This is a genomic window from Nocardia sp. NPDC003963 (assembly GCF_053605105.1).
Map to the genome: position 1 here is coordinate 392503 of NZ_JBSGIP010000002.1, position 18209 is coordinate 410711.

16 protein-coding genes are annotated in these 18209 nt (G+C 67.5%); 7 read left to right on the forward strand and 9 right to left on the reverse strand.

The features are described from left to right. Positions 1–121: 121 nt before the first annotated feature. Positions 122–1582, reverse strand: coding sequence for a malate dehydrogenase (quinone) (gene mqo, locus ACWEWT_RS10450; RefSeq protein ID WP_452558029.1), 1461 nt, complete (start codon positions 1580–1582; stop codon positions 122–124). A 329-nt stretch (positions 1583–1911) separates the two neighbouring features. On the opposite strand from mqo, the gene ACWEWT_RS10455 reads away from it, so the two are divergent. After that, the gene (locus ACWEWT_RS10455; protein WP_452558030.1) at positions 1912–2937 is read left to right on the forward strand and encodes an alpha/beta hydrolase; all 1026 of its coding nucleotides are present in this window, start codon (positions 1912–1914) and stop codon (positions 2935–2937) included. A 1-nt stretch (position 2938) separates the two neighbouring features. Here ACWEWT_RS10455 and ACWEWT_RS10460 read toward each other — a convergent pair whose 3' ends face one another. From ACWEWT_RS10460 to ACWEWT_RS10480, 5 genes are all read right to left on the reverse strand, one after another. Continuing rightward, complete coding sequence (locus ACWEWT_RS10460) at positions 2939–3502, reverse strand: alpha/beta hydrolase (protein ID WP_452558031.1); 564 nt, start codon at positions 3500–3502, stop codon at positions 2939–2941. A 97-nt stretch (positions 3503–3599) separates the two neighbouring features. After that, positions 3600–5222 carry a cobyric acid synthase gene (locus ACWEWT_RS10465; RefSeq protein ID WP_452558032.1) on the reverse strand — a complete coding sequence of 541 codons (1623 nt, stop codon included), beginning with the start codon at positions 5220–5222 and terminating at the stop codon, positions 3600–3602. Next, positions 5219–6082, reverse strand: a complete 864-nt coding sequence (gene map / locus ACWEWT_RS10470; RefSeq protein ID WP_452558033.1) for a type I methionyl aminopeptidase — start codon at positions 6080–6082, stop codon at positions 5219–5221. The genes ACWEWT_RS10465 and map overlap by 4 nt, the downstream gene beginning before the upstream one ends. A gap of 81 nt (positions 6083–6163) precedes the next feature. Beyond that, positions 6164–6811 (reverse strand): GntR family transcriptional regulator, encoded by a 648-nt coding sequence (locus ACWEWT_RS10475; RefSeq protein ID WP_452558102.1) that lies wholly within the window; start codon positions 6809–6811, stop codon positions 6164–6166. A gap of 290 nt (positions 6812–7101) precedes the next feature. Beyond that, positions 7102–7461: a DUF4254 domain-containing protein gene (locus ACWEWT_RS10480; RefSeq protein ID WP_452558103.1), complete on the reverse strand. Its 360-nt coding sequence runs from the start codon at positions 7459–7461 to the stop codon at positions 7102–7104. A 779-nt stretch (positions 7462–8240) separates the two neighbouring features. On the opposite strand from ACWEWT_RS10480, the gene ACWEWT_RS10485 reads away from it, so the two are divergent. From ACWEWT_RS10485 to ACWEWT_RS10510, 6 genes are all read left to right on the forward strand, one after another. Continuing rightward, on the forward strand, positions 8241–9884 hold the full coding sequence (locus ACWEWT_RS10485; RefSeq protein ID WP_452558034.1) for a class I adenylate-forming enzyme family protein: 1644 nt from the start codon (positions 8241–8243) through the stop codon (positions 9882–9884). Positions 9885–10011: 127 nt separating this feature from the next. Further along, a complete protein-coding gene (locus tag ACWEWT_RS10490) occupies positions 10012–10881 on the forward strand; it encodes a helix-turn-helix domain-containing protein (protein WP_452558035.1) in 870 nt (289 codons plus the stop codon). A 167-nt stretch (positions 10882–11048) separates the two neighbouring features. Beyond that, entirely contained in the window at positions 11049–12377 is a 1329-nt protein-coding gene (locus ACWEWT_RS10495; protein ID WP_452558104.1) for an APC family permease, read from the forward strand. A 95-nt stretch (positions 12378–12472) separates the two neighbouring features. Further along, positions 12473–13000, forward strand: a complete 528-nt coding sequence (locus tag ACWEWT_RS10500) for a hypothetical protein (protein ID WP_449900311.1) — start codon at positions 12473–12475, stop codon at positions 12998–13000. Between the two features lie 67 nt (positions 13001–13067). Next, entirely contained in the window at positions 13068–13562 is a 495-nt protein-coding gene (locus ACWEWT_RS10505; protein WP_452558036.1) for a peroxynitrite isomerase, read from the forward strand. Positions 13563–13777: 215 nt separating this feature from the next. Further along, positions 13778–14005: a hypothetical protein gene (locus ACWEWT_RS10510; protein ID WP_452558037.1), complete on the forward strand. Its 228-nt coding sequence runs from the start codon at positions 13778–13780 to the stop codon at positions 14003–14005. A gap of 19 nt (positions 14006–14024) precedes the next feature. On the opposite strand, the gene ACWEWT_RS10515 is transcribed toward ACWEWT_RS10510, so the two are convergent. From ACWEWT_RS10515 to ispG, 3 genes are all read right to left on the reverse strand, one after another. Beyond that, the gene (locus ACWEWT_RS10515; RefSeq protein ID WP_452558038.1) at positions 14025–15812 is read right to left on the reverse strand and encodes a penicillin-binding transpeptidase domain-containing protein; all 1788 of its coding nucleotides are present in this window, start codon (positions 15810–15812) and stop codon (positions 14025–14027) included. A gap of 62 nt (positions 15813–15874) precedes the next feature. Next, complete coding sequence (locus ACWEWT_RS10520; protein WP_452558039.1) at positions 15875–16738, reverse strand: GNAT family N-acetyltransferase; 864 nt, start codon at positions 16736–16738, stop codon at positions 15875–15877. Positions 16739–16862: 124 nt separating this feature from the next. Then, positions 16863–18020, reverse strand: a complete 1158-nt coding sequence (gene ispG / locus ACWEWT_RS10525) for a flavodoxin-dependent (E)-4-hydroxy-3-methylbut-2-enyl-diphosphate synthase (RefSeq protein WP_452558040.1) — start codon at positions 18018–18020, stop codon at positions 16863–16865. Positions 18021–18209 lie beyond the last annotated feature (189 nt).

An 18209-nucleotide genomic window follows, 5' to 3' on the forward strand; every position in this document is an offset into this window, starting at 1 on the left:
CTATCACACCTCGGCCGGATATGCACGCGAATGCCCTGCGCCCACTGCCCGCAGCGGACGCACCGGAACGGGGCCCGCGGTGGTTTCGCCCACCGCGGGCCGCCTCGGCGGATTCCCGCGTTCAGACCCCCGCGCCGATAGCCGCGGGTGTGGCGGAACGGTTGAGCTGCAATGCCTTACCGGTCCAGTCCCAGACCTCGCCGAACAGTCGCTGGTTCTCCGACAGCTTGACGCCCAGCGAGGGGACCATCTCCTTCAGCTTCGGGGTCCACTGCTCGTATTCGGCCGGGAAGCAGCGTTCCAGGACGTCCAGCATGGCCGTCACACAGGTCGACGCACCCGGCGACGCGCCCAGCAGTCCGGCGATGGAGCCGTCCTGCGCGGCGATGACCGCGGTACCCAGTTCCAGCACACCACCGGCACCCTTGCGGCGGATCACCTGTACCCGCTGCCCCGCGGTGATGAGCTCCCAGTCCCGGCCCTCGGCCCGCGGGATGAACTCCTCCATGGTGTACACCCGGCCGGACTGCGATTTCAGCAACTCGGTGACCAGGTATTTGACCAGGCTCAGCTCGGTGACGCCGACCCCGAGCATCGGGGCCAGGTTGCCGGGTTTGATCGATTTGAACAGGTCGGCATTGCTACCGTCCTTGAGGAACTTGGGGGTCCATCCGGCATACGGCCCGAAGAGCAGTCCGGGTTTGCCCTTGATGACGCGGGTGTCCAGATGCGGGACCGACATCGGCGGCGCGCCGACCGCAGCCTTGCCGTACACCTTGGCGCCGTGCTGGTCGATCAGGTCGGTATCGATACACCGCAGGAACTGACCCGAGACCGGGAAGCCCGCGAAACCACGGATCTCCTTGATCCCCGCCTTCTGCAGCAGCGGCAGCGCACCGCCACCCGCGCCGACGAAGACGAATTTGCTGATCAACGTACGGGTGCGTCCGGTGCGGGTATTGCGCACCGTGACCTTCCAACTGCCGTCCTTCTGCTTGGCGAGGTTGCGGACCTCGTTACCGAAGCCGATCTCGCCCCCGGAGGCGCCGATATAGGCGAGCAGTTCTTTGGTGAGCGAACCGAAATCGATATCGGTGCCGCCGTCGGACCAGTTGAGGGCGACCGGATCGGAGAAGTCGCGGCCGCGGGCCATCAGCGGCAGCCGGCGGGCGAACTCGTCGGGGCTGTCGATGTACTCCATCCCGGCGAACAGTGGATGCCGGGACAGCGCCTCGTACCGTTTGCGCAGGTACTCGACATCGGCGGCACCGTGTACGAAACTCACGTGCGGGATGGGGTTGATGAAGCGCGAGGGATCGCCGATGATTCCGTTCTCCGCCGCGTAGGCCCAGAACTGGCGCGACACCTGGAAACGCTCGTTGATATCGACGGCCTTGCCGATATCGACCGACCCGTCCGGCTTCTGCGGGCTGTAGTTGAGCTCACACAGTGCCGAATGACCGGTACCGGCGTTGTTCCACGGATCACTGCTCTCGGCCGCGGCGGCGTCGAGGCGCTCGAACACCGAGATCGACCAGTCCGGCTGCAGCTGACGCAGCAGCGCGCCGAGAGTGGCGCTCATGATGCCGGCACCGATGAGGACTACATCGGTCTTTTCAGTCTGGGCAGCGTTCGGCACGGGTGTTCGACTTCCTTGTCCTGATGCGCGGGGCGCGCATCCGTGGGATGCTCCCCCGCTGGGGCACGGGCGCTTGTGCAGTTGTGTACGGGTCGCGATGGTGAGCCCTCCGGGCTCGGCCGAATGTAGGTTACCCGTCGTTCACTATTGCCAATTGTGCACCTCGACACGCGCGGAATCCGCAGCCAGGGCGGCGATTGTGACGTAGATTCCTCCTCCTCGTCACCTTCCGGCCTGCCGTCGATACTCCCCGGTCGCCTAGATTGGAGGCCGTGACGAACGAATCCGCGGCCGGTACCAGCGCCCTCGGACAAGCCACCGGCTGGCAGCCCGATATCCTCGGTGACGATTACGAATACCGCACGCTGGAACTCGGGCCCGATCCCGACGGCGAGGGCGATATCGTCGCGACCCTGGTCCGGCATCTGCCCGAGGCCGAGGCCACGGCCGACGCGGTGCTCTACATCCACGGATTCACCGACTACTTCTTCCAGCGCCATGTCGCCGAGCATTTCACCGGCCGCGGCCATCGGTTCTACGCACTCGACCTGCGTAAATGCGGCCGGTCCCTGCTACCCGGCCAAACCCCGCACTTCATCAGCGACCTCGCCCTCTACGACCGGGAACTCGACGGCGCCCTACAGGTGATCGGCGCCGAGACGGCGGCGAAGGTGCTGGTGGTCGCCCATTCGACCGGTGGCCTGGTGACCTCGCTGTGGCTGGACCGGCTACAGCGCGGCGGCGGCACCGCGGCAGCCGGTATCAGCGGACTCGTCCTCAACAGCCCCTGGTTCGATCTCCAGGGCCCGGCCTATGTGCGCACCGTCGGTACCCAGCTGATCAATACCGTCGGCCGGTTCCGGGGCAAGTCCGCGCTGCCGCTCGGTAAATCCAGCGCCTACGGCGACAGCCTGCACCAGAGCATGAGCGGGGAATGGGACTACGACCTGGACTGGAAACCGCGGGACGGTTTCCCGGTGCGGGCCGGTTGGTTGCGTGCGATCCGCATGGGCCAGGCGCGGCTGCACCGCGGCCTGGATATCGGCGTTCCCGCGCTGCTGTTGCGATCCAAACTCACCGAGTTCGCCCGCGAGTACGGCCCCGCCGTGGACGTCGCGGACGCGGTACTGGATGTCGCGCAGATCCAGCGCTGGGCGGGTTGTCTGGGCGACCGCACCAATATCGTGCCGATCGACGGCGCCCGCCACGATGTGTTCCTGTCGGCCGAGGCGCCGCGGACCGAGGCGTTCCGGGAACTGGACAACTGGCTCGACTGGCTGGCCGGCCGACCGGCCTGATTCACCACATACTGGTGCGCAGCACGATCTCGGTCGCGAACTCCTGATCGGCCTCCGTGGCGATATTGTCGACGTCTACCGCGACCACCCGGAACTCGCCGTAGACATGGCGCCCGGAACTGTCCGCGACCGGCCGGGACAACTGTTTGGTGACCAGTACGGTGGTCGGCAGTTCGACCGCGGGGCAGGTGGGATCGAGTATCTCTCCGGCGCCGTCGGGCGCCGCCGGATGTCCGCGATCCGCGACGACCAGGCTGACGAACCGGCCGAAGCCTTTCGCGCACACCTGCCATGCCACGCTGGCGCCCGCGCCCCGTCCGGCGACGTTCGCCCAGGGCACGCCGATCTCGTCGAGGGCCGCGTACACCCCGGCGGTGTCGAGTCCCTCGGCCGTTTCGAACACGATGGTCCGCAGATCGGAACTGTGCAGACGTGCGCAGACACGGTCGTAGACGTCCGGTGGGTCACCGGAATCGGGTAACAGCAGCACACTGTGCTGGGTCACCGGACCGTCCACCCGCACCGTCCAGTCCCGGTCACCGACCGCGATGCGCCGAGATTCCATGCCGGTTGACGCTACACCGCCCACCGGTGCGGTGGGGACGTCCGGGTCCGCTGTCCGGCGATCGTGCCGCGGTATCCCCGGCGGGAACCGGCCGCGATCAGTTCGCCCCCGAGAGCGCTTCCAGGGTGGTACCGACACCGGGCAGCCCAACGGGCGCCCCCTCGGCGAGCAGGCGGTCCAATCCCGCGATATCCAGATGCTCGGAGACCAGGTCGGCCAGCAGATCGAGTTGAGCGGCGCGCACGGCCGCCACCCTGGTCCCGGGGGCCACGGTGAACCCGGTACGCCCGGCACACCGGGCGACCTGGGCGAGCCAGGTCCGGCGGAATTCATCGGATTCCAGGAGGCCGTGCAGGTGGGTGCCCCAGACCGCTCCGCGGACGCCCCCCTCCCCGATACGCTCGGCGCCCGCCGTCCCGGCACCGCCCGCTGCCGCCCCGGCATCCGCCCAGCCCGTGACGTACAGCCACGGTTCCTCCGTGGACCGCCGGACATACCCGTGGTGGATCTCGTACCCGGTGGCCGCCGGACCCGTAGAGGCGTCCGGTCCACCGGACGCCCCCACCGCGGTGGTGCGGCGCAGGACCTTCTCACGCCCGAATGCGATATCCATATCGAGCAGCCCCAGCCCGGCGACCTCACCCGCACCCGATTCGACGGTATCCACAATGCGGCGGCCCAGCATCTGATAGCCACCGCAGATGCCGAGGATCGGCCGTTCGGCCGCGGCCCGGCGGCCCAACGCCTCGGCGATACCGGTCCGCCGCAACCAGGCCAGATCGTCCACGGTGGCTTTGCTCCCGGGTACGACGACCAGATCGGCATCCGCCAGCGCGGACGGATCGTCCACCCAGCGCACCGCGACCCCGGGTTCACAGGCCAGCGCCTCCACATCGGTGGAGTTGGACACCCGCGGCAGCCGCACCGCGGCGACGGTGAGCCATTCGCTTCCGATGGGGGCGGCGGGGCGGCCCACGGGCGCGCCCGCCACCGTGCTCAGCGAATCCTCGGCGTCGATCCACAACTCCTCGCAGAACGGGAGCACTCCGAGCGTCGGCCGGCCGGTGAGCGCGGTCAGCTGGTCCAGTCCGGGTTTCAGCAACCCCACATCGCCGCGGAACTTGTTGATCACGAACCCGGCGATCAGGCGCTGATCCTCGGGTTCCAGTACCGCGAGGGTGCCGAACAGATGCGCCAGCACCCCGCCCCGGTCGATATCACCGACGACGAGCACCGGTAGATCGGCCGCCCGGGCCAGGCCCATATTCGCCAGATCGGTGGCACGCAGGTTGATCTCGGCGGGCGATCCGGCCCCTTCACAGATCACCACATCGAATTCGTCGCGCAAGGCGGCCAGTTCGGCGGCCACCACCTCGCGCAGCCGGGTGCGATGGGTGAAATAGTCGGCGGCGCCCACGGTGTCCACCACCCGGCCGCGCACCACCAGCTGGGAACGCCGGTCGCTGCCGGGCTTCAGCAGGATCGGGTTGAACCGGACGCTCGGCTCCAGACCGCACGCCTGGGCCTGTAAGGCCTGGGCACGGCCGATCTCGCCACCGTCCAGCGTGACCACGGAGTTGTTCGACATGTTCTGCGCCTTGAACGGCGCCACCCGGACCCCGCGCCGCCGCAGCATCCGGCACAGGCCGGCGACCACCACACTCTTACCGGCGTCGGAGGTGGTCCCGGCGATCAGCAGCGCCCCGCCGGGCCGGCTCACGGCAGAGTGAGGATTTCGGCGCCGGTCTCGGTGACCACGAGAGTGTGCTCGAACTGGGCCGTCCACCTACGGTCCTTGGTGACCACGGTCCACCCGTCGTCCCAGATCTCGTAGTCGATTCCGCCCAGGTTGATCATGGGCTCGATGGTGAAGGTCATCCCGGTTTCGATGACCGATTCCACCGCGGGCTGGTCGTAGTGCAGGATCACCAGACCGCTGTGGAAGGTGGGACCGACTCCGTGTCCGGTGAAATCCCGGACGACGCCGTAACCGAACCGGTTCGCATAGGACTCGATCACCCGGCCGATCACGTTCAGGGCGCGCCCGGGACGTACCGCCTTGATCGCGCGGGCGGTCGCTTCCTCGGTGCGTTCGACGAGCAGTCGCACCTCGTCGTCGACCTCGCCGGCCGGGAAGGTGGCGTTCGTATCGCCGTGTACACCGTGGATATAGGCGGTGACATCGATATTGACGATGTCACCGTCCTCGACCACCGTGCTGTCGGGGATGCCGTGGCAGATCACCTCGTTGAGCGAGGTGCAGCACGATTTGGGGAAACCCTTGTACCCGAGCGTCGAGGGATAGGCGCCGTGGTCGCACATGTATTCGTGGGCGATCCGGTCCAGTTCGTCGGTGGTGACCCCCGGCGCGACCGCCTTACCGGCTTCGGCCAGCGCCCGGGCGGCGATCTGTCCGGCGACCCGCATCTTCTCGATGGTCTCGGTGGTCTGCACCCAGGGCTCGGAACCCTCCTTCGCCGTCTTCTTCCAGACGTACTCCGGCCGTTCGATCCCATGCGGGACCTCGCGGATCGGAGTGGGGGTTCCGGGAAGCAGCGGCTGGCGGGTACGCACGGACATGGCCCCAGAGTAGTCGGCGCAGGCCGGGCGGTCGCCGGGAACCGTACCGTCGGCCCGGACGCCGGGCGCCCGGGCCCGGTATCAGCGGCCGCGGCCGCCGGTACGGACCTCGAACGCGACCCGGTCACCCCGGTAGAGGGCGGCGACCCGCTCGATCGGGCGTCCCTGGGTGTCCACACCGCGGCGCACCACCCGGAACAACGGCACAGCCGGGCGGCAGCCGAGCAGCCCGGCCTCGCGCGGTGCGGCGAGTACGGTCTCGATACGTTCGGTGGCACCGCCGTATTCGACACCGGAATCGCCGATGGTCGCCGACAGCGACCCCAGGGGGTCGAAACCCGCACGCAGCCAGCCGAATCGATCCAGCGATAGATCGATGCGTTCCAGCGCGATCGGTTCGCCGTCGGCGTGCAGCAGACGCTCCAGGGTCATTATCGGGGTCTGTAGCGGTAGTTCGAGATCCCGGGCGATCTCCGCGTCGGCTGTACCGTCTTCCCAGGACAGCAGACTGCGCACGACACCGGATCCGTCTTCGACGGTGGGTTCGGGGGCCAGCGGGCGGACGACCTTGGGGCGGGCCAGTACGGTACCCCGGCCCTGTCTGCGGATGCGGCCCTCCACCGCGAGATCCCGTAGGGCGTGCCGGACGGTTTCCCGGGCGACCCCGAAACGGCCGGCCAGTTCCCGTTCGGCGGGTACCCGGTCGCCGGGGCGTAGCTCGCCGAGCATCGTGTCCAGTTCGGCACGTACCCGGTAAACCTTCGACAGGGCGGTGATTCCCGGCACCGCTGCTGTCACTGTGTCGAGGTCTCGGTGTGCCGTTACGGCGCCCACGACCTCTTCGGTCTGCCTCATGGCAGAAATTACCTCCAATTGGCCTGTACCGTCGGGTTAACCGGACATTCGCCGTGGAAACCCATTCGGTCTAGGCCATTCGACATTCTGCGGTCTTTCGCGTGCCATACTCGGAGGTTCGACGACGTCCAGCGGACTGGACGTGGCGGTGATCCGCCGAACCCCTACTGCACCGGCAACCGCCGGCGCCCGCCCGCGACCTCGGCGATCAAATCCGTATAACCGTCGACGAGTTCGGCCAGGTGGTACCAGTGCCGGTGCGTCCGGTCGCTGCGAACTCCGTCGGCCTCGATCGCTCGGTTCGCGGCCACCCAGCTGCCTGCCATCCGGTCGATCACCGCACCGAGACTCTCGGTGTGCAACGAGGCGCCGTTGCGGTGCTGCGGCATCCTCCGGGTGATCCAGTCGTTGATGTCGTCCACGAGTTCTGTTCTGCGACAGTCGATCTCGGCAATCTCTGCCATATCGCGAAGATGCGCGCGACGCTTGTGCAGTTCGACCAGCGCGTGCGCGAAGCGCAGCAGCACACGCTCCTGAACCCGCCGTCCCTGGAAGGCGCACAGCAGTTGTGGCGCAGTCGGCAGGGTTCCCAGAGTGGGTGCGCTCATCTGCACCACTCGATCTCACCCGGCACCATCGCACTCTGTACCAACATGATCGGCTCTCGATTCGGTAATCCCGGACATCGGATCGTTGTTCACAACAAGGCTAGCTGGATCATGCTCTTACATATGCAAGAACACAAGACTTCGATACGCAATGTTGCGAACAGCGTCCTGCGCAAGCCTAACGACCCTTCCCGCGGAACCGGACACGGTCCCACCGAAAACGCGTACCCGCCATGATCGTTCCCGCCGGCGGCCCGAATCACCGCCGCCGCGAACCATACCCGGCACACCGCCGAGACCAGGCCCGACCGCGCCTTACGCGACCACATCGCAACCGTGCCGAGACAAACCCGCACCGCGTACCGGGAACCATACCGCCACCTATGGTGCTGTGGCACAACGACCCCGGCCGCATCGCCCGCCGTACAGGGCCTACGAGACCGGCTCGGCACCCGACCCTTACGAGCCTTCCCCGGGAAAACGGTCGTGCAGCCGCGATGCACGCTCAAACGCAAAGTACCGGTTGCCAACTGTTTGCGGCAATTTCCGGATGTCGTGGACCGCGGTCCATCTCCGCTGCGGCGCGGAAGCGCCGGTCCCACTCCCGGAGCTCGATGGCAACGGTCGGTCGCCGACACGGCCACGCCATGCGGTATGGATTCTCTGGACCGTTGTCGACAAGGATGTGGACCCCGATGAGCAGTAACCCAGACCCTCGAGCCGCCGCCGCGCAGGCAGCCGCCGAGCTCACCGGCTCCGGCGGACCGTTCGAACTGTCGACCGAGACGGTGCTCGGTGCCCCGATCGCCGTCCGGCGTCATCGGCACCGCTCACTGCGCGAACTGCTCGATGCCGCGGCCGCCTGGGGCGAGCGCGACTACCTGGTCACCACCGACCGGCGCATCTCGTTCACCGAGCACGCGGCCGCCGCCCAGGCCCTGGCGCGGGCCCTGGCCGACCGGTACGGCGTCGGCCGCGGCGACCGGATCGGCATCCTGGCCGCCAACAGTCCCGAATGGGTGATCACCTTCTGGGCGGCGCAGTACCTGGGCGCGGTCGCGGTCGCCTACAACGCGTGGTGGGCTGCCCCGGAGATCGCCTACGGTATCCGGCACACCGAGCCGACGGTCGTGGTCGCGGACCCGAAACGCGCTGCCCCGGCCGCTGATACCGGGATCCCGGTGCTCACCACGACCGAGGACCTGCCGCAGCTGATCGCCGACCATCGCGGGGCGGCCCCGATCGTTCCGGTCGCCGAGGACGATCCGGCGGTGATCCTCTACACCAGCGGCACCACCGGACGTCCCAAGGGCGTGGTGCACACCCATCGAAACCTGATCGCGATCGCCGACTACCACCGCTACACCGATGCGCTCGGCGCGGCGCTGGCCGGCCGCGCCCACCGGGAGCCGAGCGATAAGCGGTTTCTGCTCACCTCACCCCTGTTCCATATCGCCAGCCTGCACAATCTCGTGATCCCGCGGCTGTGCACCGGCGCCGCCGTGGTCCTGCACACCGGCGCCTTCGACGCCGAACAGGTGCTGACACTGATGGCCCGGGAACGAGTGACCAACTGGGGTGCGGTACCGACCCTGGCCGCGCGCCTGCTGGACCACGATCTGCGTGGGTACGACCTGTCCGCACTCACTTCGCTGTCCCTGAACGCGGCCCCCTCCTCGCCGGCCTTCCAGCAGCGGCTGCGCGCCCGGTTGCCCGGCACCGGTATCGCGCTGACCACCAGCTACGGCCTCACCGAGAGCGGAACCGCCGCAACCGTCGCGACACCCGCGGAACTCGCCGCCGAGCCGGAAACCGTCGGACGCCCGATTCTGGGAGTTTCCGTCGAGATCCGCGATCCCGCCGGGATTCCCGTGGCGGAGGGCACCGAGGGCGAGATCTGGATTCGCAGCCCGTACGTCATGCTCGGTTACTGGCGTGACGATGCGGCCACCGCCGCGGCCGTCGACAGCCGGCGCTGGTTGCGGACAGGTGATTTCGGCACCCTGTCGCAGGGTGCGCTCCGGATGGCCGGGCGCCGTACCGATCTCATTCTGCGCGGCGGAGAGAACGTGTACCCCACCGAGATAGAGAACATCCTCGACGAGCATCCGGCGGTGCGCGAATCGGCGGTACTCGGCGTGCCCGACGACGATCTCGGTCAACGGGTCGCGGCAGTGGTGGTCACCGACGACCCGGACGCTCTCGGCGCCGACGAACTCCGCGCGTTCACCGCCCGGCGGCTCGCCTACTTCAAGGTCCCCGAACGCTGGACGATCACCGCCTCGCCGCTGCCGCGCAATGCCACCGGGAAAGTGTTGCGCCGCGAGATCACGCCGTGAGCACCGTTTTGTGACCACTGCCGATCCCATCGGGGGTCTTTCCTCGTTATTGTTGCTCCACAGAAGGTGCGGCGGGCGATCATCGACGGCCGACGGGCCGCGCCACGCGCGAGTCGAAAGGGATGACATGGCAGGCAAACGCACCGTCCTCACGGCGGGCCTGCGCCGGCTCTCGGTGCTGCTGCTGGAGATGCGCGACGACGCCGGACTGAGCAAAGAGGATGTCAGCGCTCGGACCGGTATCAATGTGACCACGCTGTATCGCATCGAAACCGCACAGGCTCGGCCGCAGCGCCGGACGCTGATGACCATGCTGGACCTCTACGGCGTCGAGGAGGCTCGGCGCGACGAGGCGCTGGAGTTGCTGTCCGACGCCCAGAAGCCCGGTATGTCAAGGCCCTACGAGGCGAGCCTGTCGGAGGTGTACGCCGCGTACATCAATTTCGAATCGGTGGCACTGTCGGCCCGGCACTACCAGACCTCCTTCATTCCCGGGCTGTTGCAGACCGAGCAGTACGCCATGGCCGTGATCGATACCTGCATGCCGAAATTGGAGGCATCGGATCTGGAACGCCGAGCGCGCGCCCGGATGGACCGGGCCGCGGTCCTGGCCAAGGACGAACCGCTCGAATTGTGGGTGGTACTGGACGAGGCCGCCATCCGCCGGATGGTCGGCGGCCCGGAGGTCATGGCCGGCCAGTTGCGCAGGCTGGGCGAGGCGACCAAACGCAAGAACGTGATCCTGCAGATCCTCCCCTTCGACGCGGGCGCCCATCCGGGGATGGCCGGATCCTTCACCATTCTCGACTTCCCCGATCCCACCGATCCCGAACTGGTCTACGTCGAGGGCATTTCCGGTGACGCACTCGTCGAGGGGCATACCGAGATCCGGCGTTTCGGCGTCATGTTCGACCAGTTGCGGGCGATGGCGCTGAGTCCCCGGGACTCCGCGGTCGTGATCGCCGAAGCCGCGGCGACCGCCGAAGCCCTGGCCTGACCTCTCGAACAACTCCGGAGAACAGGAGTCCCTGCCGTACCGAGTGGGTACACAGATCGGAACTGTTCGATTCACGGCTCGTACGGCCACTGCGGGGATGAGGGGTTCTCTTGGCAGACGTCACCGACCGGACCGATCCGGCATCGCAGCCGGAGCTCGTCCGGGTCATGGGCCCGTGGCTGCTGTTGCTGTTCATTGTCGGCGATATCCTCGGCACCGGCATCTACGCACTCACCGGCCGGGTGGCCGGGGAAGTCGGCGGGGCGGTGTGGGTCCCGTTCCTGGTCGCCTTCGTCGTCGCGATGATCACCGGCCTCAGCTATCTGGAACTGGTCACCAAATACCCGCAGGCCGCCGGGGCCGCGCTCTACACACACAAGGCATTCGGGATCCATTTCGTCACGTTCATGGTGACCTTCGCGGTGATGAGTTCCGGTATCACCTCCGCCGCGACCGCGGCGAAGGCCTTCGCCGCGAACTTCGCCGAGGCCTTCGAGTTCGACGGCAACGGGCCGATGCTCACCGTTATCGCGCTGGCGTTCATGGCCGCCGCCGCCGCGATCAATCTGCGCGGCGTCGGCGAGAGCGTGAAAGCCAATGTCCTGCTCACCTGTGTGGAACTGTCCGGCCTGCTGATCGTGGTGTGCATCGGGCTGTGGGCGCTCGGGTTCGGTAACGGCGATTTCGGCCGGATCGTCGAATTCGATACCGGGGACCGTACGGCGTTCGGCGGGGTCATCGCGGCGACGACGCTGGCTTTCTATGCCATGGTCGGGTTCGAGGATTCGGTGAATATGGCCGAGGAGACCAAGGAACCCAGCAGGATCTTCCCGAAGATTCTGATCAGCGGGCTCCTGATCACCGGTGCGATCTATGTCGTGGTCTCCATCACCGCGGTAGCGCTGGTCCCACCGGAGCAACTCGCCGAGGGCGATACCCCGCTGCTCCAGGTGGTGGAGATCGGCGCACCGGGCTTCCCGACCCAGATCTTCGCCTTCATCACCATGTTCGCGGTGGCCAACTCGGCACTGATCAATATGCTCATGGCCAGCCGGCTGCTGTACGGAATGGCCAAGCACAAGGTGCTCCCCCGGATCCTGGGCCGGGTCAATCGGAGCCGGCGCACCCCACACGTCGCGATCCTGTTCACCACGGTGCTCGCCTTCGGTCTGCTCACGTTCGTCGACGAGGTCCCCGAGCTCGGCGGCACCACCGCACTGCTGCTGCTCGTGGTCTTCACCATCGTCAATATCGCCGTGCTGGTACTGCGGCGTGACACGGTCGGGCACGAGCATTTCCGCACCCCGACACCGCTGCCGGTGCTCGGTGCGGTGTGCTGTGCGTATCTGGCGACTCCGTTCACCGACCGCAATCCCCAGCAGTACGCCATCGCCGGCGTCCTGCTGGTCATCGGCATCGTGCTGTGGGCGTTCTCCGCGCTGTGGAACAAACAGCACAATGTCCGATCCCTGGGCCCGGAGGCCGATATCGAGTAGCCTGCCACGCTCCCGCCCAGGTCGCCGGTTCTCCACCGGTGCGCGGGAATTCGCGGAAGTGACGAGCGGACCCGCGATCGGTAACGTATTCGCCGATGACAAGCATGGACGCCAGGTTCGGCGATGCAGCTGGGTCGGTGCCCCTGCCCAGCCCGTGGGACCTCAACGCCTACCTCGCCGAGGTGGCCGCGCACCGGAAACGACCGATCTCGTTACAGCCGGCCCACCGGTCGGCGCTGGCCGATCTGGGGTGCAACGGTAACGGCCTCTGGATCGCCCGGAAGAACGACGACATCATCGTCTTCGACGCATCGGCGTCGGGCCGCAACGCCGACCATATCGTGCTGCACGCGATCGGCCATATGCTGCTGGGCCACGGCGGGCCCGGCGCCGAGGACCCCGACACCACCCGTATCTCGCTCGGCGCTCTCAACGCCTCACTGCTCGACGCGCTCGCCACGATCGCGCCCGGATCGATCACCCAGATCCTGGGCCGCGACGATTTCGGTGCCGACCGGGAACGCGAGGCGGGAGTGTTCGCCGAGATGACCATGGTCTACGCGGCACTGCCCCGGCGGCGCACCCGGTCCTTCTGGCCGTTCGGACGTCGCCGCAACAAATAGCACCCCCGGCGCGCTGGACGGGTACGGATCATCCCGATCGGCCGATGAGGGTCTACGCTTGTGCGCCGTGGCCGAACCGCAGACACCCGCCCCGCATCCCGGTATCGCCCCGCTGGCCGGATTGCTCGGTACCTGGCGCGGCGCGGGCCAGGGCGATTACCCGACGATCGAGCCTTTCGGTTATCTGGAGGAGATCACGTTCGGCCATCTGGGCCGCCCGTTCCTCACCTACCGGCAGCGCACCCGGCACGCCGAGGACAACCGTCCGCTGCATGTGGAGACCGGTTATCTGCGCTGCCCCGGCCCCGACCGGGTGGAGCTCATCCTCTCCCATCCCACCGGGATCACCGAGATCAGCGAGGGCAAACTCACGCTCGGCGACGACGAGATCCGGCTGGAACTGGAATCGACGGCGATCGGCCTGAGCTCCACAGCCAAATCCGTGACCGCGCTCAGCCGCACGATCCATATGCACGCCGGAGTCATCGACTACACCCTGCAGATGGGTGCCGTGGGCTTGCCCCTACAGGATCATCTCGCGGCCGCCCTGCATAAAATCTGAACGGTGCGTAACGAGTAGATCACGGATTTCGGTGACCTGGGTCACGATTTGCTCGTCATCGATTTTCTGGTCCTCTCCATCTTGTCTCGGTGCGCATTACCGGCTTAGGTTGACCTGAGCAGCAAATCATCAGATAACTCTTCCGCAGAGCCCGGTCGCACAGCAGCAATCCGAGCTCGCTGTCTGTCGAACCTCTGATTCGGAGGGAGCCGGAAATGAAGCGTTCCGCCGTTGCTTTCATCACCGCCGGACTGATTCTGGGGGGTACCGGGGTCGTCGAGATCCTGGGCACCGATACCGCTTCGTCCGCCCCGGTCACCGACCGGACGGTATCGGTCGTCGCACCCGCGCGGGTCAGCGATGCGGTAACCACCGATACCCGCATCACCGATATCGGTCACGGTTTCGCGACCAGATCGGGAACCGAATCGGCCGGGCAATAACGGACAGCCCCGGCGCGGATCAGTACCCCCGGGGCAGGGCGGCGAGCATATCCCGCGTCACGGCTACCGCGTTATCGGAGCTTCCGCCTCTGACCAGCAGAGTCGCGAAGGCGATATCGCCCCGGTATCCGACGAACCAGGAATGCGAGCCGCCCTCCACCTCCGCTTCGCCGGTTTTGCCGAACACCTCCCCCTGATCGGCGATCCGCTCGGCCGTGCCCGAGACGACCACCTGACGCATCATCGTCCGCAACCCGCGCACCACGTCCGGATCGAGGGCGGGCCGCTGTCCGTCGACCGCCGTTTCACGGCCGGCGATCAGATACGGAGTCGGCGCGGACCCGGAGGCGACGGCCGCGGCCATGAGGGCCATACCGAACGGGCTGACCACGACCCGCCCCTGCCCGATTCCGTCCTCGGTGCGCTGGGTGCGATCCGCGGCAGCGGGAACCGACCCGGAAAAGGTCGGCAGTCCCGCCACGGTGTAATCCGGACCGATACCGAAAGCGGCCGCGCTGTCGGTGAGGGCGGACTCCAGCAATTTACTGGCCAATGCGGCGAACGAGGTATTGCACGACCGGGCGTACGCGGTGGCCATGGGAACGTCACCCACCGTGAAGTCGTTGTAATTCGGAATCATCCGCTCCCCGATGGTGATCGCGCTCGGGCAGGAGACCACCGTATCCGGGGTCGCGATTCCCTCCGCGATCGCGGCCGCCGCGGTCACCGTTTTGAACACCGACCCCGGCGGGTACTGACCGATCGTGGCGACGGGTCCGTCCCGATCGGCGGCCGTGTTCTGCGCCACCGCGAGAATCCCACCGGTCGAGGGTTCGATCACCACCATCATGGCCTGTTCCCGGCGCCCGTCGACCGCGCGCTGGGCCGCGTTCTGGATCCGGCGGTCCACGCTCAGCGCGAACGACGGCGCCGGCTGGGCCGCCACCTCGTGCAGTACCCCGGTCTCCGCGCCGTTGGCGTTGCGGGCCACTACCCGCCAACCGGCCCGGCCGTCGACATCGGCGATCACCGTCTGCCGTACCTGAACCATCAGATCGGGCGCGAACTTCCGGTCGGTGGGAGTCATATCCCACTCCTGGGTCACCCGGACTCCCGGTAGCCCGATGAGCTGGGGCCCGGCCCGCCCGAACTCGACCTCGGTCAGCACGACCACCGTGTACACACCGTCGGCGGCACGAGCGGAATCGAGGATGCGCTCGGGCGTGAGCCGCTCGTCGATATCGACCAGGGCCTGCGACAACGCCGCCGCCACCCGCTGCGGATCCGCGCAGTCGGCAGCATCGAAGGTCACCCGCGAGACGGTGCCCGGCACCAGCACATCGCTACCGGACTGTTCGTTCACCCGCGCCCGCGGCGCAGGCTGTACCGACAGGGCCATGGTCTGGGTGTCACCGAGCCGGGGATGAACTGCCGTACCGTTCCACCGGACCGTCCAGGAACCTCCGCTACGCACCATCGGCAGTTGTCCCGAATAGGTCCAGTCGCGGCCGCCGGACAACCGCCATTCGTAGGTGTAGTCGACAGTGGCGGTATCGCCGGAGATCCGCGCGGCGCCGGTGTTCGCGTGGAGTTCCTCGGCGCCCAGTTCGTCCCAGGCCGAAGTCAATGCGGCGAAGGCCTTTTCGGGACGATTGGTCCGGTCGGCGGCGGTCTCGATATCGCGTGCGGCGAAGGCACTGAGGAAACTGTCCGCGGCGGTGATCGGTCCGGCGGAACCCGCACCACAGCCGGTCACGGCGAACACGAGCGCCGCGACCACGATCACGAGCACGCACCGGATCGCCATCGCAGCCGATGGTAGGCGACCGAGCCCGGTGATCACCTGCGGCACACCGGATCCGGCCCGGATCAGTCGAGCAGCACAGTGGCGAATGTGGCGATCTGCCGGAATCCGACCGCCCGGTAGGCGCGGCGGGCCACCTCGTTGTAGTCGTTGACGTACAGGCTGGCGGTCCGGCCCGAGGCGACCACGGAATTGGCCACCGCCGCCGTGCCCGATGTACCCAGCCCCCGTCCCCGGTGTTCCGGGTGCACCCAGACTCCCTGGATCTGGCCGGTGCGCCGGGATTGGGCACCCACCTCGGCCTTGTACACGACCTCGCCGTCGACGAACCGGGCCCACGCCCGGCCCGCCTCGATCAGGCCGGCCACCCGGCGCCGATAGCCGCGGCCACCGTCGCCGGCGCGCGGATCGACCCCGACCTCTTCGATGAACATCGCGATCGCCGCCGCGAGATACCGGTCCAGTTCCTCGGGACGCACTTGGCGCACCTCGGGGTCGGCGGCCGATACAGCGGTGTCGGTGAGCGCGAGCAACGGCTGTGCGCCGCGTACCTCACGTTCCGGACCCCAGTGGTCGGCGAGCATCTCCCACAGCGGCAGGGCCAGCTCCTGCCGCCCGACCACCGAGGAACACATCCGGGGCCACCGGATCGCACGATCGGCGAAGGCACGCAGCGCGTCACGCCCGCCCCGCAGCGGGATGAGGTTCACCCCGGAGAAGCACAGCGAATCCGACGGACCGCCGTGACTCCAGAGTTCACCCTGACCGCACCGGTTGTCCAGACCGTATTCCTGTAGCCGGGCAGCAACCATGCAGGTGGCCACCGGATCATCGTCGAGGACCCGGAGTACCTGCGCCAGGTCCCGTTTGGCGAGCTGACGCGCGGGAACGTACTTCGCGCGCCGGGCCGGCTCCAGCAGACTCCGCACCTACAACAGCCTGCCATGAACCGCGCCGGGACGGTACGGATATCCGGAAAGCCCGAGCAGCGCCCGGCGCGGCGCAACCACAACGACCGGCCCGCCGTGGCGACGGGCCGGTGACGAGAGTTCGTCAGCCGACGCTGACGACCGGTTCCCCGGTAGCGGCGTCCTCACCCATCTCCTCGGCGATCCGCATGGCCTCCTCGATGAGCGTCTCCACGATCTGCGCCTCGGGCACCGTTTTGATGACCTCGCCCTTCACGAAGATCTGCCCCTTGCCGTTACCCGAGGCGACACCGAGATCGGCCTCCCGCGCCTCACCCGGACCGTTCACCACACAACCCATCACCGCCACACGCAGGGGCACTTCCAGACCGTCCAGGCCGGCGGTGACCTCGTTGGCGAGGGTGTACACGTCCACCTGGGCACGGCCGCACGAAGGGCAGGACACGATCTCGAGCTTGCGGGGTCGCAGGTTCAACGACTGCAGAATCTGGTCGCCGACCTTCACCTCTTCGGCCGGCGGCGCGGACAGCGATACCCGGATGGTGTCGCCGATTCCCTCGCTGAGCAGCGCCCCGAACGCGACCGCGGATTTCACGGTGCCCTGGAAGGCCGGACCCGCCTCGGTGACCCCGAGATGCAGCGGATAGTCGGACTGCGCGGCCAGCTGCCGGTATGCCTCGACCATCACCACCGGATCGTTGTGCTTGACCGAGATCTTGATATCGCCGAACCCGTGCTCCTCGAAGAGGCCCGCCTCCCACAACGCCGATTCGACGAGCGCCTCCGGAGTCGCCTTGCCGTATTTGGCCAGCATCCGCTTGTCCAGGGAACCGGCGTTCACGCCGATCCGGATCGGGATACCGGCGGCCCCGGCCGCCTTGGCGACCTCGCCGACCCGTCCGTCGAATTCTTTGATATTGCCCGGGTTCACCCGGACCGCCGCGCAACCGGCATCGATCGCGGCGAAAATGTAGCGGGGCTGGAAATGGATATCCGCGATCACCGGGATCTGCGATTTCTTCGCGATCATCGGAAGCGCGTCGGCGTCCTCCTGGCGCGGGCACGCCACCCGGACGATATCGCAGCCCGACGCGGTCAGCTCCGCGATCTGCTGCAATGTCGCGTTCACATCGTGTGTTCTGGTCGTCGTCATCGACTGCACCGAGATCGGGTGGTCACTTCCCACACCGACACCGCCCACCATCAGTTGACGGGTCCTGCGCCGCGGCGCGAGCACCGCGGCCGGTGCGGCCGGCATCCCCAATCCGACTGTGCTGGTCACTTTCGGCTGCCTACTTTCGTGAGTTTCGGGCCGTCCGACCCCGAGTCTAGACGCGATGCCCACCGAACCCCCGCCCAGCCACAGATGAGCCCCACCACTCGGAAACGGCGGAAACCGGCGTCGCGAATCCACCGGACCGCGATGTCGCCGCGGGTACCGACTCCAGCCGATCGTCGATACCCGCGACAC